The organism is Clostridium sp. Marseille-QA1073 (assembly GCF_054863625.1).
In genome coordinates this window covers 224,234-244,709 of record NZ_JBSVQM010000002.1, presented here as the reverse complement: position 1 = coordinate 244,709, position 20,476 = coordinate 224,234, and the positions used below count along the sequence as shown (strand labels likewise).

The following is a 20,476-nucleotide window of genomic DNA, read 5'->3' as shown; positions in this document are numbered from 1 at the left end:
ACTTTACTTGCCTTTGGTATGTTTCTAGTATTGCAATGAATTCTACCTCCATATAAATTTAATGGTAATGTATTTATTGCATCTTTGATTTTTATCATAACAACTTATAATAACATCTACATATTCCACTAAAATTTTAACAATTTTTATGCTTACCGCATCTCTATCATATTCATCAGTTTTTGTAGCATATTTAGTTAATGGCCACATTAAGGTTACTGAGTCTTGCTCTTCAAACTCTCCAACTGTTCTAAATGTATTTTTTATCATAAATGTATCCACCGTTAACTGGTAAATATCAGGTGACACAACTATTGTACTGATCCTTGGTAACTACAGTCAAAATGTAATTAATTACAAATTGTATATACTAATATTTTATATTGCTTATATATTATTCTATATGATAGATGGGGATTTTAAAATTATGATAACCTTTAATTATTGTCCATATTCATAATGATTTCTCAGATGCGCGCTATTTAAGATTTTAGAGGATGAATGTTTCAAAACATTTTTAACAAAAATTGAATTTTTAAATGTACTATAATTTGATATATATTTAATAAAGTTGGTGATGGGAATGATATTTTAGAAATATGAGCACGAAAAATCAAGGAGAGCTTGTTTCATGTGCAAATGTATTTGAGATTTTCATCAAAATAATGAAAAAACAAAGCAAAGTTAATTAAGGACAAGCAAGGTACTTAATAACAAAAATCTTTATGTTATTATTTTAGTTTTAGCGTAAGCAATCTGTACACGGTATCTGGAATTATTTATTTTAATAATCCTGTATCAAAATTTAAAAGTGAAATTATAAATAATAAACAGACAGAAGCGGTTAAACTTTACCATAATAAAATTAAAGGAGATTCAGACAAAAGAAGAAGTAATTTCATTTTTAAAGGATGAAATTATTGAAATTGAAAAATCATTTGTGGATGAAAAATAGATTATGATAAAGCCAAAAGTAGGCGAGCAATAAAAAAATATACGATTAGTGCCAACTGATGTTACTAATTCAATTATTAAAATTAATAATCTTAATGATTCAAGAATTGCATTTAAGAAAGCAGAGGAGTTTTTTAAAAACAATGATTTAAAAAATGCTATAGAAGAATATAAATATAATATCTGATGATAAGAACTATGAAAAGGCTAAAGAACAGATTAAAAATAATGAAAAAAGTATAAAGATCAAATATTAAAAAGTGCTGAAGAATTTGCAAATAAAAAAGACTATGATAAAGCAATAACAACATTGTCTGAAGCAATAGCAGTTTTTTCAGATGATGTGGATTTAACTGCAAAAAATGAAGCATATAAAAAATTACAACAAGAAAAATTAGAAGCTGAAAGGAAACAAAAAATTGAAGAATTAAAAGGAAAGCAAGAGTTAGTTGTAGTTAATAGTAGTGTAGTTTCAGGCTATTTTAATATTGACGATGAAGCTCAAGTTATAGTGAAAAATAATACAAATAAAGTTGTTAAGAATTTTACAGTAGGTATTCTTATGTATGATGGTAATGGATATCCTCTTAAGTCAGGAATACTTGCTGGAGAAAATCAATTATTTAAAGGTAAAGCTGAGTCCGTAAATATACAAGCAGGTGAAACATTTGGTTATAATAGATCATGGAATTTATATACAGATTATGGAACTGTAAAAGAAGTAATTGCTTGTGTTAGAGATGTTGAATATTATGATGGAAGCAAATGGACAAATGATTACTATAATTATTGGCAAGATGAACATTTAGGTAAACCATATAAATAATTATAACTTAAACCTGTACTAAATATAAAAGTACAGGTTTTTTGTACTTTTGAAAAGTGAAGCTAATATGTAAATAATGAATATGTTTAATTATTGAAATAAAAGAAAAATCAAATTTTATGTAATTAGTGATTTAGACTATTAATAAAAAGAGACTTGATTATTTAATGGTAAAGGTTAATAGGTTAAGATAAAGAGGAAAAGAAGGGAGATAGTTTGTAAAACTATCTTCTTTATTTTGCCCTGAATAAAGTAAATATATCATTTAAAATACTTTACTGTGTAAAAGCTAAGAAGTACATTTGGATTTTAGAAATAAATCTACTATAGACAAACTACCAAAAATTAATATATATTCCAATATGACCACTTAAGTGCATTTCAATTCACGATTCATAATACCAATGCAATTAAAGATTGAATTTATTTTTTAATCAAAATAATTTCTTTAATGAATTTTTAACTAATTACAATTGCTAGTGTTTTTAAATGGTAAGACAGTGTTCGCCACTACGATGAAAATCAATTCTAAATTTCTTAGTTATCATTGAGGAAATAATAGAAATTGCAATTGTGAACTGTGAATTTGTAAAAGTTGGTAGTTTTAATAACAATATTAATGTTAATTGCTTTCAGAAATAGATTAGATTTAGGAGTAATATATCTATACTTTAATAATGTCTTATAAAATACCAATGAATTAAAATTCTCAAAAATTCTTTTAAAAGATTTTTTATTTAAGGTTCATTAAAGGTATAACATTTATAATTAAGTCATAAGGTAGCTACTTATAAACAATTTAATGGAGGTATAGATAGTATGAAAAACATTATGAATATAACAAAAAAGAAAGCAGGTGCTTCTATCCTTTGTGGTGCACTTGTTCTAACATTAGGAACAGGAAAAGCTTTTGCTAGTAATGCTGATGATTCTATTCAAGTAAAAAATGAAAATGGAGTTATAACGTATTCTATAGATGGAGGACAAACATGGAGTGAAGATGCTCCTGAAGGTTTCACAGGATTTGAGAGTGAAGATGGGAAAATAAAAATTAAAAACACTAAGATGTCAGAAGGTGGTATTGGCATTGGTGTACAAGTAAAGTTAGAAGATGGTGTTAAGCTATATTCTACAGATGGAGGTCAAACATGGAGTGAAGATGCTCCTGAAGGTTTGACAGAATTTGAGGACGAAGATGGGAAAATAAAAATTAAAAACGCTAATATATCAGAAGACGGTATTGGCATTAGTGTACAAGTAAAGTTAGAAGATGGTGTTAAATTATATTCTACAGATGGAGGTCAAACGTGGAGTGAAAATGCTCCAGAAGGCATTGACGTATTCGATGAAGAAGACGGAAAAATAGGAATTAAAAATTCTGGCCAAATAGAAGGAGAGCTTTTTATAGGTAGACAGGTAAAGTCTGAAGATGGCATTTTATCTAAGGGCGGTAATAGTTTTATGGTGAAAAATGAAAATGGAACAAGATTTTATTCTGAGGATGGCGGTCAGACTTGGAGTGAAGATCTTCCAGAAGGTATGTCTATAGAAATTAAATAAGAATTTAATAAAGAAGGAGTCAAAGAGTATCCGCAACAAATTGGTATAGCAGCCTTTTTGGTGCGGATGCTATTATGATATAATATTTAAAGAATAAATATTAGTAATTTCAATATAACTTCTTAGGATAAAGTTACAGATTACCTATTATATCAATAATTTATGCTTTTGACGTAGTAAAAAGGAGAGATGTATGTGCGAGTTTTAATGGTAGAAGATGAAAAATATATGGCGGAAGCTATAGAACAGGTTCTAAAAAAAAATAATTATAGTGTTGATTTAGCTTTTGATGGTGAATATGGATTAGACTGTGGGCTTTCCGGTATATACGACATTATTATTCTCGACATCATGCTTCCTAAAATAGACGGAATAGGCGTATTAAAAGAGTTGCGCAAAAATGATATTGAGGCACCTGTTATCCTGTTGACAGCAAAAGGTGAAACTGAGGATAAGGTTATAGGTCTTGATAGTGGAGCTGACGACTATTTGGCAAAGCCCTTCAAAACAGAAGAATTAATGGCACGTTTACGTGCTTTAAGTCGGAGAAAAAATGAGCTGATAAAAGACAACATTTTACAATATGCAGATATTGAATTGAATCCGCTTACTTTAAACCTTAGCTGTGGCAGAAAAGAATTTAAATTGACTTTAAAGGAATGTCAACTATTAGAGCTTTTAATCAAGCGAAAAGATATTATTATTTCAAAGGACTCTATCATTGAGAAGTTATGGGGATATGAAACCTGTGCAGAGGATAATAATGTGGAAGTGTACATATCTTTCTTACGTAAAAAATTAAATCGTATAAAATCTCAAGTTATCATTCAAACAGTGCGAGGCGCTGGATATGTCTTAAAAACTACAAAGGATGGAGATTGATATGTTTAAAAAGTTACGTAATAGATTCATTATACTAAATATGTCAATTATATCTGTGGTTATGATTAGTGCCTTTGTAGTTATTTATTTTACAACGTATAATAACACACAAACAGAGAATAGGGATAAGCTTGAAATGTTATCTTCAAGAGCAAACACAGGGGCTCTTAGTTTACCAGACGGTACAAAAAAAGATAACATAATTATTAGTATGATTCCTTCCGACTCTTCTTCTTCTTTTCGTATACTTGTAAATTCAGATGGTAACATTGCTAAGATAATCTCACATATTGACATGTCTGAGGAAATATATTTTAAGGCAGCGGAACTTGCTTGGAATGAGAAAAAAGATTATAGCATCATTTCCCTTGAAAACAAGCGATGGCAATATAAAGTATCTCCTATTGGAAGAAATTTTATAACTCGTGAAAATGGGAGCAAAACTATAATAAACTTTAATGATGGCAATTATCAGATTACATTTTTAGATGTTACAGATTCTCACAAAACATTGATGGAGCTCTTTACTACATTATTTTTTGTAGGGATTATTATGCTTTTTGTTATATTTGCAATCAGTCTTTTCTTTGCAAACAGATCTATTAAACCTATTTCAGAGGCATGGGAGAAGCAAAAACAATTTATTGCTGATGCTTCTCATGAATTAAAAACACCTCTTGCTATTATAAATGCCAATTCTGATGCCCTTCTTGCAAATCAGGAGGAAACCATTAAAAGTCAAAAGAAGTGGCTTGATTATATAAAGAACCAAATTGATAGAATGAGTAAACTTGTAAATGATCTTTTATACTTGGCTAAGACGGAAGATACAAACAGTAGAATACTTTATATACCTTTTAATATTAGTGAGGTAGTAAGTGATGTTATATTATCAATGGAGGCTGTAGCTTTTGAGAAAGACATTAGACTTTTACAAGATATAGAAGCAAATATCATTATTAAAAGTGACTGTGAAAAGATTAAACAGGTAGTTACTATACTAGTTGATAACGCAATAAAATATACGGATGAAAAAGGTCGTATTGATATTATGTTGAGAAAAACAAGACATCAATTAGTGTTTTCTATTAAAAACAGTGGCAAGGGTATACCAAAAGAAAATATAACAAAACTGTTTGATCGTTTCTATAGGGCTGACTCTGCAAGAACACAAGAAAATGGTGGTTATGGTTTAGGATTGTCTATTGCTAAAGCAATTATAGATAGGCTAGATGGCAAAATTTATGCTGACAGTGTGAAAGATGAAGGTACGACCTTTACTTTTATACTTGGATTATAGATAAACTACTTTAAAAATTAATATATAACTAAATATAGTTACAGCCTTGAATATTTTAATTTACAACTTTAAATAATGTACAATTGCAAATTCACAATTAAGGTTGAAATTAGTTTTAATCAAACTAATTTCTTTAATAGATTTTTATAGCGGCGAACATTGTTCGCCATTTTTATATGTTCAATATCTGACAATGGGAATAGATTTGAGTTTTATGGAGAATGCTGTTCTCCGCTACAATAAATGGAGAATTCACAAGTCATAATTCACAATTGTTGATAAAATTTGTCATAACCCTTTGGTAGTGCTTCACTATTGAAGGGCATTTTTTAGTGTTTGAGAATAAAGTTTCCATTTAAGGTTCGTTAAAGGTTGAGAAATTATAATGTTAAATATGGAGTGGTTATTCACAAAATATAAGACGTTAAAGGAGAGAAAATCAATATGTATATTTTTCAAAATGCATTAAAAAATATAGTGCGAAATCGTGGAAGAAATATTTTAATGGGTATTATAATTTTTGCCATTATTGTTACAACAGTAGTTGCACTGATTATCAACAATACTGCAAGTGGAATTATTGACGATTATAAAGCTCGTTTTGGCTCGGAGGTTACCATTACTCCAAATATGGAAAAAATGAAACAGCAGGCCCAAACACAAATAGATAGTGGTAAAACCACTGTTAGAATGCAGCGTCCACCTATATCACCTGACCAATATATTACCTTTGGTGATTCAGAATATATTTTAAACAGCACTTATACGGCGGCTGTGGGTGTTAAGAGTGAAAATATTACCTCAATGGATGCAGATGCCGCAGAAGGTGGACCTACAATGATGGGACGGGAAGGAGCAAATGGCTTTCAGCCAGAAATGCGCCTTTACGGAAATCTTTGGGAGGATTTTGAAGCTGGAGATCGTGAAATTGCAGAGGGCAGGATGGTAGAAAATAAAGATGAATGTGTTATAAGCACAGATCTTGCTGAGCTTAACAATATTTCAGTTGGAGATATCATTACTCTAGATGGAATGCTTACTGATGAAGAAGGTAATACCCATAATATTACATATGCATTAACTGTTGTTGGTACTTTTTATGATACAACAGAAGAATATTCTAACTCAATGTTTAAAAGTCCTTATATGAATAGACGTAATGAGATTCTAGCTGATTTTGACACAGTTTTAGCTCCTATGGATTCAGGACAAAGAGGTATCGAGATTACTGCTACCTATTATTTAAAAAATCCAGATATGCTGGAAGATTTCAGAAATGAGGTATATGAAAAAGGTTTAAACGAAATATATGACGTTGCAACAGATGAAGCAAGCTATCATAAAATTGTGGGCCCAGTTGAAGGGCTAAAAAGTATTTCTGTTACCTTTATGATTATAGTTTTGATTCTTGGTGGAATCATCCTTGCACTTCTTTCTTCAATTTCTATTCGTGAAAGGAAATATGAGGTTGGTGTTCTAAGAGCTATGGGTATGAAAAAAGGAAAAGTAGCCTTAGGACTTTGGGTAGAGATGCTCATCATAACTTGTATCTGCTTAGTGGTTGGAATAAGTTCAGGAACAGTTGCAGCGCAACCTGTAGCAAATATTTTACTTGATAATCAAATTGTAGCAGCAGAGTTAGCAGAAACTAAGGCAAGTGAAGGAGGCCCTAAGATGGTAATAGTAGGTGGAAAACCAGCAAAAACTACAAATGCAGAGCCACTAGATAATATGGACGTTTCTCTTGGACTTGATACAATAGGAGAAATTATTGCCATTTCATTACTTCTTGCTTCAGTTTCAGGAGTTGTTTCCATAGGTAAAATCACAAAATATGAACCTATTAAAATACTGATGGAAAGGAATTAGGTGAGATATATGAGTGTATTGTCATTAAAAGATGTAAGCTATAAATATGAAGGTGGAAAAAAGATAGTTTTAAATGGAGTAAGTGCAGAATTTGAAGCAGGAAAAGTTTACACCATTGTAGGAAAATCCGGCTCTGGCAAATCTACACTACTTTCCCTTATTTCAGGTCTTGACGTTTGTACAGACGGCGAGATATTGTATAGACAGGGAAATCTTAAAAATATTGATCGTGACAAATACAGGTCAAAGGACATCGGAGTAGTATTCCAAGGTTTTAATCTTTTAACAAATGCAACTGCGGTGGAGAATATTGTACTATCCATGAATATCAGTGGTAGTGATGAAAAAGATAAAAAAACTTTTGCATATATGCTTTTGAAAAATGTAGGTATTGACAGAGAAACTGCAGATCGTAAGATACTAAGGCTTTCAGGTGGAGAGCAGCAGCGTGTGGGTATTGCAAGAGCCTTATCTCATAGCCCAGGTGTTATAATTGCAGATGAACCTACAGGAAATTTGGATAAAGATACCGAAATGGAAATCCTCAAAATTTTCACTGCTCTTGCTCATGAGGAGAATAAATGTGTTATTATTGTTACTCACTCCAAAAAGGTTACTTCTGTTGCTGATGTAGTTTTAGGAATTAATGAGGGTAGGTTAATAAAGATTAGTCAATAGTAAAGAAATTTAAAATAATAACATCAGATAAAAAGATGCAATAGCAAATTTGATTTTTATAAGGTAATGTTTAATAAATCTGTTTTAAAATTTGTGGTAAAATTATGGACAAGCAGGTCGTATTTAATGTTGAAGCATTAAAGCTAATGATTTAAAGATTAAATAAATGAAGAGATAGACAGATAGGATTTCATTTTCAACATTACACACATATATAGTATTTACAATAGCATTTAATGATTATTATTGTAAAACTATCTGTCTATATATTTTGTATTATATAATCTTAGTAAAAATAGAAATTAATCTTTAGTTCTTCTTCATTTTATTTTTGTATATTTTTATGTATAGAGCACAAAACAAAGGAGAAAAATTAAAATGAAAAATCAAAAATTGCACTATAAAGTAGCATTTATTAGAATAGTAAGCTTTTTATTATTAATTGTTGCATTAATTACTCTTTTGAGGGTAATCAACAATCAATACATTGCTAAAGCCACTGGGAAAAAAGAAAGTAAAGCAATTATTAATTATGAAAGCAATATTTCTAAAAAGAGCCAAGGTCTAGAAGTTCCACTAATTATGCAAGAACCAGAGCTGGCGCGAGGATGTGAAGTAACTAGTCTTGCAATGCTTCTACAGTATATGAATATAAATGTAGATAAAATGGAGCTTTCTAAAATGATAAAATATGTTCCATTTATAGATGAAGATGAGCAACGTGGAAATATGCATGAAGGATTTGTTGGCGATATGGAAACTTTTGATAATAATGGTTTAGGCGTTTATGTGGAACCAATCATTGATTTAGCAGAAAAATATGTTTCGTCTGAAAGAATTATAAATCTCACAGGAAAAAGTATGAAAGATTTATATGATCAAATTGATCAAGGGCATCCAGTTTGGGTGATAAGTAACTCAAGTTTTCAAGTATTGTCTTCGGACGAATTTGAGACTTGGAATACAAAAGCAGGTGAGATGCAAGTTACATATGATCAACATAGTGTGATTATTACAGGTTATGATGATAATTTCATCTATATTAATGATCCACTTTATCCAGAAGCTAATCAAAAAATAAATCGTGTAAATTTTGAAGAGGCATGGAAACAAATGGGTTCCCAAGCAATGACCATTAAAGAATAATCTTTTAGTATATTAAAGAAAGAGTATATAGGATATTATAACTACTCAAAAATATAAAAGACTAGTTTTGTAGATGAGCTAAATAAAATTAAATAAAGACTAAAATGAGAGAAGTCAATTGGACTTCTCTTTTAAATTTTTAACGATAAATAAATTAAAGATTTATAGATCCATATTAAGAGTATTGAGATGTTTATTTTTATATATGATAATACTATAGAGAAATCTATAGTAAATATAATTAAAGGTTTAAATTTTTACGAAATTCATTTGGAAGTAAGCCTGTATTTTTATAAAATAATTTAGAAAATCGACTTGCATTTTTATAACCTACAATTTGGGCTACTTGATTAATATTTAAATCTGTATTTAAAAGTATATGTTCTGCTTCGTGCATTCTTTTATTTTGTATATATTGAGTAATTGTGCATTTGTAAACACTTTTAAATGTATATTTGAACTTAGTTGTACCCATGCAGGCAATTTTGGCGAGTTGTTCCAGATAAATATCAAAGGCGTAATGATCATCAATATATGCAGCTACAGTTCTTATACTTTCCATATCCTGATTGGATATTTTTTTAGCTGGTGTTGTAGAAGCCAGAGTTTTTGATTTATCAACTATTAGAGAGATGGCTTCAGCTACTTTACTTTCATAAAATAGTTTTGCTGACATACCAGTTCCGCGATAGTTCTTGATCTGTTTCAATAAATGGACTAATTCAGGAAAATTAGTAGCACCATCTATACTTAAAAAAGCAGAGCATGGATTTTTATATTCTCCAGGGTACTTTGTTTTTAAATAATCGTTGTAGTATTCTGGCATAATTTCAATACCAATAGAACGAATAGGAATATTTTTATGAAATAGAGCTTGATATAAATTGTGATTTCCAATAAAACCTCTGATACAGCCACAGTTTATTCGTTTATATGGTTTAAATTCTTCTCCTGATCCTGATTCAAAGTAACTAATACTTAAATATTCTGGTATTTTATATTCAAGAAATATGTCTTCAGAAAATACAAAATCATGAATAGAAATAGAAAATAAGTTTTTATGAGTATAAACCCAATAATGACCAGAACTTTTTTCAGAGAGAATAGAATATGTTATACCTTCACTGTTAAAACCTTTATATTCCTTATCTAAATAAAAACCATATTTCATTAGACAGGGATCGTGTATTTCTTTTAGAATATCCTCCATCTCATTACCTCCTTATATCATAATTAGACGAATAAACACCTCAAATAGATATATATTAAAATTAAATTGATTACTTATGAATAAACCACCTAAAAAGTTAATGTATAACTAATAACTACACTATTAAATATTTCAATTCACAACTTAAAATAATGCACAATTCAAAATTCAAAATTCACAATTAAGGTTGAAATTAGTTTTAATCAAATTAATTTCTTTAATAAAATTTTTACTAGCAATACAATTGCTAGTTTTTCCACCTCTGGGGAACAGTCTAATCAATGGGGAATTGAGAATGGACAATGCACAATTATGGTTGAAATTAATTTTATAAATTAATTTCTTTAAATAGATTTTTTAAGTGACTTTGTCACTTAAAAAATAAATCAATCTAAAACTTCTTCCATTAAAGAAGAAATATCAATAATTCTCCATCCTCAATAGTCAATTTTCAATTGTATAAGGGTTTCCCTGAGGTGCAGTATAGTTCGGAACGACATCAATAAATTTAACTAATACTGTTGAGAGACTACAATTGCTAGTTTTTTTATTAAAAAGTTACTACAGCACTTTAAAAGCAAATCAACTCTAAATTTTTCAGCTTCTGCTAAGAATTTACCATAATTGTCCATTATCAATCGTCAATTCTCAATTTCATATCAAGGTTAGTTAAAACTAACTTTAAAACATTATATCGTCTAATCAGTAAATAGACAAGAAGATGAGAATAGAAATTGAAAATAAGCTGTCATTTGAAGCATTTAAAGAAAAACTTTTAAAAGAAAAATGGAGAGTACTTCCTAGCAATAATCTATTGGAATAGGATAAATATAAAAATTTATAACTAGAAGATATGCATCATCTTCTAACTTTTTTATAGTTATAGATAAAAATATTTGTTATGCCACGATTAGACGAAAATCTACCATGATTAGACGAAGGTTATAAAAATAATTGAAAAGTGAAAAAAGCTAATGTATCATCATATTTGGTTAGTATGGACTAACTCCTAAAACCTAGGAGGTGAGAATGTTGAATAATAAAGTAGAGTTTAAAGCATCGAAACCTGATCCTAGAGTGTTGATATTTCAAGTGATTGTTGTATCAAGTCTCAATTTTGTAATAAATCGTCCTATGGAGCTATTATTTTTATTTATTGTAATGGATATTTTAATGATATTTCAAGGTATGACTTCCACGGTAATTAGGTTTGCAATTACTTATATATTGTTATATGTAGGTAATGCTTTGCTTATATATCTACAAGTACCGCTTATTACAATGATGTTTACAACATTAATATTCTTGTGCCTTCGTTTATTTCCAGTTTACATGGCATGTATTATACTACTTGAGAAAGTCTATATGGATGAGCTTTTGTATGCATTGGAAAAGATGCATATTCCGAAAGTAGTGATTCTTCCATTAGCCGTAGTTTATCGTTATATTCCAACCATCAAGGATGAAATAACACAAGTAAGAGAAAGTTTAAAGATGAGAGGAATAAATACTTCTTTTATTGGAATGTTAACACATCCTATAAGGGCTGTAGAAAATTTTATGATACCACTGCTAATACGAAGTGGAAAAATATCTGAGGAGCTATCAGCTGCATCATTATGTAAAGGGCTTGATACAGAACATAAAAGAACATCATGTACTGAAGTGAAATTTCAAATAAGAGATGTTATTTATTGCCTTGGATGTATAGTTGTTTCTGCCTTATTTATAGTGATTCATAACAGTAATATTTTCATTTAATTAATGGAAAGAAATGAGGAGATTGATTTGTATGAAAATCAAAGGAAAGAAAAAAAGAATAACATTAATGAAAATGTAATTGAATTTAATAATGTTAATTTTACATATAAAGACAGCAAAGAAAAAAGTCTACTAGATTTTAGCTTAAGAATAAAGCAGGGAGAATTTATCGTACTGACAGGAGAAAGCGGCTGTGGGAAGACAACAGTAAATCGATGTATTAATGGTTTGATACCAGAATTTTATGATGGTGAGCTAGAGGGACAAGCTATTATTTATGGTATGGATATAAGTATCACTCCACTTAGAGAAATTTCAAGAGAGGTAGGTTCTGTATTTCAAGATCCACGGTCACAGTTTTTTACATTACATGTGAAAACCGAAATTCCATTTTCAAGTGAAAATTATGGGATTAGCAGAGAAGAAATACAAAGTAATGTAAGAAAGTCCATAGAGGATTTGAAATTAGATTCTTTAATGGACAGACAAATTTTAAATTTATCAAGTGGTGAAAAGCAAAAGGTTGCTGTTGCTTCCGTTTATGCGCTAAAACCTAAAATATATGTTTTAGATGAACCATCAGCAAATATGGATGTGGAAGGAACTAAACAGCTTTCTGAGATTTTAAAAGTATTAAAGGCTAAAGGACATACAATTATAGTTTCTGAACACAAACTATATTATTTAAAGAATTTAGTAGATAGAGTAGTTATAATGAAGAAAGGAAAAATAGAAAAAATTCTTGAAGGAAAAGTTTTTAAACAAAAATCAAATCAATGGTTTGATGATATGGGACTTCGTCATATTGCATTAGATACACTTTCATCTCCAAAGGTTAAAAAATTTTCAGTAAAAGAAGAAAGTTATCCATTACTTCAAGTAAATAACCTTGGCTTTGGCTATAAGATGAGAAAAACACTATGGTCTAATATATCTTTTAATGCAAATGAAGGAGAGATTATAGGAATTATGGGGAGAAATGGTGCTGGAAAAAGTACCTTAGCAAGAGTACTTATGGGGCTTACAAGACAAAAGTATGGAAAGATATACATAAATGGAAAGCCTGCAGGAAAGAAATGTCGTATTAAAAATTCTTTCTATGTTATGCAGGATGTAGATTATCAATTATTTGCTCCAAGTGTATGGGATGAAATGCTTGTTGGTAAAAAAACTACTAAAGATATAGTGGAAAAAGCAGAAAAATATCTTAAGTTATTTAACTTAGAAAACTATAAGGATGTTCATCCTGCCTCACTTTCTGGTGGGCAAAAACAACGTCTGGTAATTGCTCTTGCATGCATGCAAGATAGTAAGTTTTTATTTTTGGACGAGCCTACTAGTGGATTAGATGCAAGAAATATGAAAATAGTTAGTGATGTTTTAAAAGATATGGCAAAAGAGGAAAAGTGTATTTTTATAATTACCCATGATTATGAGTTTGCATTGAATACTTTTAATCGTTTATTGTATTTTGATAATAATGGAGAATTCAGTAGTTTACCCTTTCATGAATATTCAAGTGAATTAATTTATTCAAGAACTATGAAATAACTTTATAATAAAGGAGATGTTATTATGGCTAAAAAGAAAGACGATAGTAATGTTGTAAGAAAGCTAATAACAATTGGAATATTTAATGCTTTAATAATTGCAATATTTTTTCTTTTAGGATTTACTATAGGTCTGTTTCCACCAATTTTAGTAGTGCTGCCAATTATTTTGGCACTTGTTGGGGGGATTATCTTTATGCTTATGATTGCAAAAGCTGATATGACTGGAATATTTATTATAAGTGGCGCACTTCTTGGAGTATGTTTTTTAACTATGGCACCTGGTGGTGTTATGGGGATTTGTACTTTCTTTGGAGGAGTACTTGGAGAAGTTATATTTAGCGTTATGGGCAGAAAAAAATTCTTAGCAGCAGCTACAGGTTTTGCTACATACATGCTTGGATTTGCTCTAGGAGAATATATTCCCTTTGTTTTTATGAAGGAGGCATATATTACTCAAGAATCTGCAAAGGGTTCACAATCTATAGAAATACTAAAAAGATGTTTAAATATAGTAAATGTTCGAACTATGATTATCTTAAGCATTATAACAATTATTGCTGCATATCTAGGAAGCTTATGGGGCAAAAAACTTCTTCATAAGCATTTTGAAAGAGCAGGAATTGTATAAGAAATAATTGAAGAAACTTATATTTAATATGGATTCTAGATAAGTTAATATGGATTCTAGATAAGAAAAAAATATTAGATAATTCTGTAATACATCTATATATAAACTTAACGTTTATATATAATAATTGTTTAGGCATTTTCTTAGTTTTTAGTTACTATAAAGAATACAAGAGAAATAACTGAATTTATTGAAAAAACTACCTAAGTATTATATCATAGTGAATACAATCATTAATTAGTAGAAAATTATGTTTACTAGCAATATAATATTATATTTTATATTATGGAGGGTAGCAATGTATGAATCAGGAGAAAATTATCTAGAAACAATTTTGATATTAGAAAACAACAACGGTAACGTAAGATCCATTGACATTGCAAAGGCGCTTAGTTTTAGCAAACCAAGTGTAAGCCATGCAGTGGGATTGTTAAAAAAATCAAAATATATTAATGTAGATAGTAAAGGATATATAACTTTGACTAAGATGGGCCGTGAGAAAGCAGAAAGTATATATGAACGTCATAAAATATTGACTGAATTTTTTGTTCAAACAGCAAATGTATGTGAAGAAATAGCTGAGAAAGATGCCTGTAGAGTTGAACATATAATCAGTGATGAAACTTTTCAAGGAATTAAGAAGTTTTTAAACAAATAGCATGGAAAAACAAATTGTGAATGCAGTTTGTTTTTTCTATTACATTATGTTTTCGTGAACTTAATGTATAAAATAAAGAAGTAACGTTAAGGCTATATCTTCATTAAATGTGTTTATAATATATATATTATAGGATATAATGTAATTATATGTTTGAGGTAAAGAAGGTGGTATATTTGGATAAACTACAGTTTCAAGAAGAGTTAAAAAAGATAAATGGAATAGTAGCATTAAGTAAATTTGGCAGTCATGGAACAGAGTATTGGATTGATGGTAGAAGCGATATAGATATAGCGGTAGTAGTTAAGCCCAATATATCTTTTAAGGATACATTAGATATAGAAGATGATTTAGAAAAGATTATAAAAGAATATTATGGTTATGATAATATTCATTTAACATTTATTATGTTTAAAGATTTCACAACTAAATATGCTAGAATTGCTGTAGATAGTAAAGAAGTGTATATAATTGATTATGATTTTTGGCATGACTTTCATCATTACGTACTAAAATATGCAAGAAATAATAGAGATTTTGAAAAGAAACTTAAAATTGATGAACAGTATACTTACTTTGGAGGTATTATCGATGAGTCCATATTATAAATAAAAAAGAAAAATTTTTAGAAAAATATAAATGTGCTACATCTACCTTAGAAGATTTAAAAGCTTCTTTAAGTGAATATAGACAAAATAATAGCAGAATCATAAGAAGAGCTATATTTGCCTTTTTTCAAGATTTTTCTGAATATATCGTTGATATGTGTGAAAGTTATATAGTAATAAATAATGGGAAAATAGATAGTTCTACCTCTGCACTACAATTAATAGAGGTTTCCTATGAAATGGGATTCTTCGATGAAACCCTTAAAGATTATTTATATAAATGTGTAAAACTTAGAAATAGATATACTCATGATTATTATAAAAGAGAAATAGTTGAAAAGCAGATAGAGGAATTTTGCTATTCTCAAATTATTTATTTAGATATATTTTTAGAAAATAGTAAGGATGATGTTATATTAAAATATAGAAAAAAATAATTAATCGTTGAGATTATAAAGAAGTTATAAGTGCAACACCTTATACTATTATATTCCAAATTTCTTGAATACTGTATTTTTCAGAAATGAATTTTATAGTATTTTTATTTTTCTTCAAAAAATTTGAGCTAGTTTTAATTAAGAAAAGAACTTAGCTAAATAATTAAGCTCTTTTGCTGTTAAAGTAAAATCTTGTTATTCAATAAAATCTAAAAGGGAAGTTTGGTAACTTTATAATCAATTCCAAGTTCTGCGTACCAATCATTTAGGCCAAGCCATAGACCTTCACAGAGCTTATAAATATATTCTTTATGATTCAACGTACCCTCCATTACACAAAAAACCAATTCTTCGTATCCAGAAGGTTTACTGTTCATTTTTAGAGATTCCTCGAAAGTTCGTGCTCTTGTACTATAATACTGCTTATTAGCAAGTCCAATAAGTTTTGCTGTTTGCCAAGTTAGATCTTTAGCACCAAGAGGTAGGTAATTAAAATTTTTGCAATTGTAATTATTTCTTATTTTAGCCATTGTTTCATAAGGCTCCCAAATCATAAATTCTCTCATTGTTTCTCTAATAGCTGCGTCTGGAACGTGAAAAGGAAGTTTTCTTACGTCATTGAAAAAATTATTTGGGTCATAAATGGATAAAATGTTTATGAACATACCTACTCGTATTGCCCAAGAGTCATCAACCATCATGGCTTCATTTAAAAATTCATTTTTTTGCTTTGTATTAATCTCAATCTTGAATTTTTTATAAATAAATTCGTAACTTTTTATTTTAATTCCATCTTTAGTTACAACGTGCATTTCAATATCTGAAAATGGTCCATCATTTCCTAAGGCTAAGGAACCATAAACTCCAATAGCGATTATATCGGCTTTATAAATAGATAGTAATTTATTTTTTATAAGATTAATAATTTCTAATTTCTCATCCCTAGAAGTTGAAGCAGGATATGAAAGCATTGACTTCTACCTCCTTAAATATATTAACAATTTTACTTAATTTTATCATTTTAAATTCAATAGGAAAAGAAAGATTTCATATATTGTTGTACTTCTGACAAAATAATATAGTACATGGAATTTAGCTAAATGCTGCAAAATAATGTAATATTTATAAAATAAATGGTATAATTATTGAAAGTTTATATAAAATAAATTTAACGTACTATTTGGGAGGGAATTATGTCAAGTATCTTTATAGATTTACTTAAAGAATTCGATGGAGAAGAACTCTTTGAATTTGAATGTGAAAATAGAGAGTTTTTTGAAACTATGGTGCTACCTAGAGGAGATAGTTATTATAACTATAATAATTTTAAAAGCATATTAAAGGATATTATGGATGAACAAGAAAAGGGGCTTCTATACATGTACTTGATAAAGGATGATTGTAATAGGATTGTTGGAAGAATAAATCTAGTATCCGTAGTGAGAGGAAGCTTTAATAAAGCTGAATTGGGGTATAGAATAGGTAAAAAGCATATTGGTAAGGGATATGCAACTAAGGCTATAAGTCTTGTTTTAAATGAAGCAATTAATAAGTACAAGCTTCACAGAATAGAAGCAGGAACATCACTTGACAATATAGGTTCACAAATTGTTTTAATTAAAAATGGCTTTCAATTCACAGGGCGAAACAATAAGTATATTTATCAAAATAGAAAGTGGTGTGATAGTGTAAACTTTGAAAAAATATTAGATTAAAAGGTTGAATATTAGAAATTTCTGAGATGCTTAAATAGGTGTAATCTTATTAAGGTATATAATAATAATTTAAATAATTAAGGAGATAGAAATGGTAAATTCAAAAGGATGGGAATGGGAAAAAGCAAATCAATCACCTTGGTTAAAGCCGACTCAAGATAGTTATTATCTGTCTAGCAAATGGTTAGAATTAGATTTTAAAAATATTTTAGATTTAGGTGCTGGATTAGGACGACATTCTATATTTTTTGCAAAACAAGGTTTTAGTGTATCAGCTATAGATTTATCAGATTACGGGATGAATAACTTAAAAGAATGGGCTAAAAAAGAAAACTTAAATATTGATATCAGAGTTGGAGATATGAATGCTTTACCTTATATGGATAATTCTTTTGATTGTGTATTTGCATATCATGTTATTTCACATACAGACACATTAGGTGCAAAAAAGGTTATAAGTGAAATAGAGCGAGTGCTAAAACAAGGTGGAGAAATATATACATCAATGTGTTCTAAGGAAGCTTGGAAGTTTGAGAAAGCTGGATTTCCTAAAATAGATGAAAATACAGTAATAAATAAAGAAGATGGTGCAGAAAAAGATATACCGCACTTTTATGCAAATCGCGAAGATATTTTAAATTTATTTCACAACTTTGATATAGAAAAAATACGCCATATAGACTATTGTTATTTAAATGGTAAAAAATACGATTCTAAATATTATTATATAAATGCACGTAAGAAATAGATAATATTTAAATAAATATTTGAGAATACCGATAGGAGAGATATTGTATGGATATTAAATTAAGAAATTTATAGCCATCTGATAAAGAATATTTCTTTTCTTGGATAAAGGATAAGGAGGTAATAAGATATTCTTTATTAACATTTCAAAAAATGAAAAGCAATGATGAGATATCAAATTGGTTTGATAAACTTTTATTGGATAAATCATCTTATAATCAGGCTATTGTAGATAACTGTAATGAAAAGCTAATTGGATATGATGGTATAGTTCAAATCAGTGAAATAAATTTATCTGGTGAATATTTTATATTTATTGGAGATAAATCTTATCATGGAAAAGGTGTTGGTACATTTGTAACAAAAGAAATTGTTAAATATGGATTTGAAAGTTTAGGTCTTAATAGAATAATGCTTACTGCTTCCGAAAAAAATGTAGGAGCACTTAAAGCTTATACTAAGGCTAATTTCAAAACAGAAGGTATTATGAGACAAGCATTTTATAGAGATGGTAACTTTCATGACAAAATTATTATGGGGATTTTAAAAGAGGAATGGGTTAAGTCATAATTTTTATAGAGATATAATTATTTAAGATAAACTTTAGAAGACACAAGATTTTATATTTTCAAGTTTTCTATTTAGTAGGATTCTTATTAAGATAAAAGAGGAGATGGTCAAATTGGAGAGATTATCGGAAGAGAAGGCTTTTTATGGTAATAATATTACTGTAATAAAAAGAGATGAAAATTGTACTGTATATAAAATGGAAGATATCACTGGAGAAGGTACCATGACCTGCTATAATGTATTTCCTGGCATTGATTTGATGTATAATGATTTTCATATGCAAAATTGTTTCTCAGAGTTTTTACCAAAAGTTAAGATGATAGGAATTGATCATTGTCGAGAGGGCCGTATAGAATGGGAACTTGATGGTGGGTTATATATGTATTTACAGGAGGGAGATTTACAGATTAATTCAAGAAATCATCACGCCATAGGATTTGGACTTCCTCTAAAACATTATCATGGAATTACAGTAGCAATATATATTGAAGAAGCATCGAAAACATTATCAAATATTTTTGGCAGTCTTTCTATTGATTTACAAGAATTATATAGTAAATTTTGTTTAGGAAAATTACCTTTTATTATGCGTGCAAAGGACTCCATTCAACATATCTTTTCCGAACTCTATACTGTGCCTGATAAAATTCGTATAAATTATTTTAAGATTAAGGTTTTAGAACTACTACTGTTTTTAACAGTAGTAGATGTATTGGAAAAAGCTGAAGAACGACCATATTTTTCTAAAAAGCAAGTTGAAAAAGTAAAATTAATTATGAAATATATGACTGATAATATAGAAAAGAATATTACCTTAGAGAAATTGTCCACCCAATTTGATATACCACTTACTTCTATGAAGAATTGCTTTAAAGGCGTTTATGGCACATCAATGTCTGCATATATGCGATCTTATCGCATGCAAGTAGCGGCGTTAATGCTCCGTGAAACCAATGAAAGTATTACTACTATTGCAGGGAAGGTTGGTTACGAGAATTCAAGTAAATTTGCCTCTGCATTTAAAAAACTTATGAATATTTCACCTTCTGAATATAGAAAAACTTTTGTATAAATGGAGTGGTCTTCTACTTTAGGTTGTTATAATATTATCATATATGTGTTTATAAGTGCTGAAAGGCGCTTTTATTGGACATTAGAGTTAGGGTATCCTAACTCTAATGTCCAATTGGAGCATATTTAACCCTTGCGGAGTGGCAGGCATATTTATGAATGATTAAAATAGGGATTAGTTAGTTATGACTAATCCCTATAATTGTTTTAAAAGACTAATTATATAGACATAGCACTTTTAGATTTAATCTATGCATTCATAGAATTGTGTTATTAAGCTATTTAAGCTTACACTTATACAAT

20 protein-coding genes and 1 pseudogene are annotated in these 20,476 nt (G+C 29.0%); 18 read left to right on the top strand and 3 right to left on the bottom strand.

The genetic code is table 11. The features are described from left to right. Positions 1 to 42 precede the first annotated feature (42 nt). Entirely contained in the window at positions 43 to 270 is a 228-nt protein-coding gene (locus tag ACY1IQ_RS02970) for a hypothetical protein (RefSeq protein ID WP_461612557.1), read from the bottom strand. A gap of 733 nt (positions 271 to 1,003) precedes the next feature. Here ACY1IQ_RS02970 and ACY1IQ_RS02965 point away from each other — a divergent pair. The 8 genes from ACY1IQ_RS02965 (at position 1,004) to ACY1IQ_RS02930 (ending at position 9,215) form a co-directional block, all read left to right on the top strand. Further along, entirely contained in the window at positions 1,004 to 1,141 is a 138-nt protein-coding gene (locus ACY1IQ_RS02965) for a hypothetical protein (protein ID WP_461612556.1), read from the top strand. 123 nt (positions 1,142 to 1,264) lie between these two features. Next, positions 1,265 to 1,780 carry a DUF5780 domain-containing protein gene (locus ACY1IQ_RS02960; protein WP_461612555.1) on the top strand — a complete coding sequence of 172 codons (516 nt, stop codon included), beginning with the start codon at positions 1,265 to 1,267 and terminating at the stop codon, positions 1,778 to 1,780. An 819-nt stretch (positions 1,781 to 2,599) separates the two neighbouring features. Continuing rightward, positions 2,600 to 3,340, top strand: a complete 741-nt coding sequence (locus ACY1IQ_RS02955) for a WD40/YVTN/BNR-like repeat-containing protein (protein WP_461612554.1) — start codon at positions 2,600 to 2,602, stop codon at positions 3,338 to 3,340. A gap of 195 nt (positions 3,341 to 3,535) precedes the next feature. Continuing rightward, complete coding sequence (locus tag ACY1IQ_RS02950; RefSeq protein ID WP_461612553.1) at positions 3,536 to 4,222, top strand: response regulator transcription factor; 687 nt, start codon at positions 3,536 to 3,538, stop codon at positions 4,220 to 4,222. A 1-nt stretch (position 4,223) separates the two neighbouring features. After that, entirely contained in the window at positions 4,224 to 5,522 is a 1,299-nt protein-coding gene (locus tag ACY1IQ_RS02945) for a sensor histidine kinase (protein ID WP_461612552.1), read from the top strand. Between the two features lie 444 nt (positions 5,523 to 5,966). Next, positions 5,967 to 7,391 (top strand): ABC transporter permease, encoded by a 1,425-nt coding sequence (locus ACY1IQ_RS02940; RefSeq protein WP_461612551.1) that lies wholly within the window; start codon positions 5,967 to 5,969, stop codon positions 7,389 to 7,391. A gap of 9 nt (positions 7,392 to 7,400) precedes the next feature. Beyond that, positions 7,401 to 8,069, top strand: a complete 669-nt coding sequence (locus ACY1IQ_RS02935) for an ABC transporter ATP-binding protein (protein WP_461612550.1) — start codon at positions 7,401 to 7,403, stop codon at positions 8,067 to 8,069. A gap of 378 nt (positions 8,070 to 8,447) precedes the next feature. Then, positions 8,448 to 9,215, top strand: coding sequence for a C39 family peptidase (locus ACY1IQ_RS02930; protein WP_461612549.1), 768 nt, complete (start codon positions 8,448 to 8,450; stop codon positions 9,213 to 9,215). 241 nt (positions 9,216 to 9,456) lie between these two features. Here the strand turns inward: ACY1IQ_RS02930 and ACY1IQ_RS02925 are convergent, their stop codons facing one another. Further along, on the bottom strand, positions 9,457 to 10,425 hold the full coding sequence (locus ACY1IQ_RS02925; RefSeq protein WP_461612548.1) for an AraC family transcriptional regulator: 969 nt from the start codon (positions 10,423 to 10,425) through the stop codon (positions 9,457 to 9,459). Between the two features lie 1,029 nt (positions 10,426 to 11,454). Here ACY1IQ_RS02925 and ACY1IQ_RS02920 point away from each other — a divergent pair. From ACY1IQ_RS02920 to ACY1IQ_RS02895, 6 genes are all read left to right on the top strand, one after another. Continuing rightward, positions 11,455 to 12,186, top strand: coding sequence for an energy-coupling factor transporter transmembrane component T family protein (locus ACY1IQ_RS02920; protein WP_461612547.1), 732 nt, complete (start codon positions 11,455 to 11,457; stop codon positions 12,184 to 12,186). A gap of 3 nt (positions 12,187 to 12,189) precedes the next feature. After that, complete coding sequence (locus ACY1IQ_RS02915; RefSeq protein ID WP_461612546.1) at positions 12,190 to 13,737, top strand: ABC transporter ATP-binding protein; 1,548 nt, start codon at positions 12,190 to 12,192, stop codon at positions 13,735 to 13,737. A 24-nt stretch (positions 13,738 to 13,761) separates the two neighbouring features. Then, on the top strand, positions 13,762 to 14,367 hold the full coding sequence (locus ACY1IQ_RS02910; RefSeq protein ID WP_461612545.1) for an MptD family putative ECF transporter S component: 606 nt from the start codon (positions 13,762 to 13,764) through the stop codon (positions 14,365 to 14,367). A 298-nt stretch (positions 14,368 to 14,665) separates the two neighbouring features. Then, positions 14,666 to 15,025, top strand: a complete 360-nt coding sequence (locus ACY1IQ_RS02905) for a metal-dependent transcriptional regulator (RefSeq protein ID WP_461612544.1) — start codon at positions 14,666 to 14,668, stop codon at positions 15,023 to 15,025. A 176-nt stretch (positions 15,026 to 15,201) separates the two neighbouring features. Beyond that, positions 15,202 to 15,633 (top strand): nucleotidyltransferase domain-containing protein, encoded by a 432-nt coding sequence (locus ACY1IQ_RS02900; RefSeq protein WP_461612543.1) that lies wholly within the window; start codon positions 15,202 to 15,204, stop codon positions 15,631 to 15,633. After that, a complete protein-coding gene (locus tag ACY1IQ_RS02895; protein WP_461612595.1) occupies positions 15,627 to 16,070 on the top strand; it encodes a HepT-like ribonuclease domain-containing protein in 444 nt (147 codons plus the stop codon). Before ACY1IQ_RS02900 ends, ACY1IQ_RS02895 begins: the two co-directional genes overlap by 7 nt. 209 nt (positions 16,071 to 16,279) lie before the next feature. On the opposite strand, the gene ACY1IQ_RS02890 is transcribed toward ACY1IQ_RS02895, so the two are convergent. Next, on the bottom strand, positions 16,280 to 17,041 hold the full coding sequence (locus ACY1IQ_RS02890) for a kanamycin nucleotidyltransferase C-terminal domain-containing protein (RefSeq protein ID WP_461612542.1): 762 nt from the start codon (positions 17,039 to 17,041) through the stop codon (positions 16,280 to 16,282). Between the two features lie 222 nt (positions 17,042 to 17,263). On the opposite strand from ACY1IQ_RS02890, the gene ACY1IQ_RS02885 reads away from it, so the two are divergent. From ACY1IQ_RS02885 to ACY1IQ_RS02870, 4 genes and pseudogenes are all read left to right on the top strand, one after another. Further along, positions 17,264 to 17,785 carry a GNAT family N-acetyltransferase gene (locus ACY1IQ_RS02885; protein ID WP_461612541.1) on the top strand — a complete coding sequence of 174 codons (522 nt, stop codon included), beginning with the start codon at positions 17,264 to 17,266 and terminating at the stop codon, positions 17,783 to 17,785. 91 nt (positions 17,786 to 17,876) lie between these two features. Continuing rightward, entirely contained in the window at positions 17,877 to 18,533 is a 657-nt protein-coding gene (locus tag ACY1IQ_RS02880; protein ID WP_461612540.1) for a class I SAM-dependent methyltransferase, read from the top strand. 89 nt (positions 18,534 to 18,622) lie between these two features. Then, positions 18,623 to 19,102 (top strand): annotated as a pseudogene (locus tag ACY1IQ_RS02875) (GNAT family N-acetyltransferase); the annotation flags it as partial. Between the two features lie 112 nt (positions 19,103 to 19,214). Then, the gene (locus ACY1IQ_RS02870) at positions 19,215 to 20,174 is read left to right on the top strand and encodes a helix-turn-helix transcriptional regulator (RefSeq protein WP_461612539.1); all 960 of its coding nucleotides are present in this window, start codon (positions 19,215 to 19,217) and stop codon (positions 20,172 to 20,174) included. The last annotated feature ends 302 nt before the right edge of the window (positions 20,175 to 20,476 follow it).

Coding starts and splice junctions, on each gene's coding strand:
- ACY1IQ_RS02885 (WP_461612541.1), top strand. CDS start 17,264: ATGTCAAGTATCTTTATAGATTTACTTAAAGAATTCGATGGAGAAGAA.
- ACY1IQ_RS02880 (WP_461612540.1), top strand. CDS start 17,877: ATGGTAAATTCAAAAGGATGGGAATGGGAAAAAGCAAATCAATCACCT.
- ACY1IQ_RS02890 (WP_461612542.1), bottom strand. CDS start 17,041: ATGCTTTCATATCCTGCTTCAACTTCTAGGGATGAGAAATTAGAAATT.
- ACY1IQ_RS02910 (WP_461612545.1), top strand. CDS start 13,762: ATGGCTAAAAAGAAAGACGATAGTAATGTTGTAAGAAAGCTAATAACA.
- ACY1IQ_RS02935 (WP_461612550.1), top strand. CDS start 7,401: ATGAGTGTATTGTCATTAAAAGATGTAAGCTATAAATATGAAGGTGGA.
- ACY1IQ_RS02930 (WP_461612549.1), top strand. CDS start 8,448: ATGAAAAATCAAAAATTGCACTATAAAGTAGCATTTATTAGAATAGTA.
- ACY1IQ_RS02970 (WP_461612557.1), bottom strand. CDS start 270: ATGATAAAAAATACATTTAGAACAGTTGGAGAGTTTGAAGAGCAAGAC.
- ACY1IQ_RS02920 (WP_461612547.1), top strand. CDS start 11,455: ATGTTGAATAATAAAGTAGAGTTTAAAGCATCGAAACCTGATCCTAGA.
- ACY1IQ_RS02925 (WP_461612548.1), bottom strand. CDS start 10,425: ATGGAGGATATTCTAAAAGAAATACACGATCCCTGTCTAATGAAATAT.
- ACY1IQ_RS02940 (WP_461612551.1), top strand. CDS start 5,967: ATGTATATTTTTCAAAATGCATTAAAAAATATAGTGCGAAATCGTGGA.
- ACY1IQ_RS02915 (WP_461612546.1), top strand. CDS start 12,190: ATGGAAAGAAATGAGGAGATTGATTTGTATGAAAATCAAAGGAAAGAA.
- ACY1IQ_RS02955 (WP_461612554.1), top strand. CDS start 2,600: ATGAAAAACATTATGAATATAACAAAAAAGAAAGCAGGTGCTTCTATC.
- ACY1IQ_RS02945 (WP_461612552.1), top strand. CDS start 4,224: ATGTTTAAAAAGTTACGTAATAGATTCATTATACTAAATATGTCAATT.
- ACY1IQ_RS02905 (WP_461612544.1), top strand. CDS start 14,666: ATGTATGAATCAGGAGAAAATTATCTAGAAACAATTTTGATATTAGAA.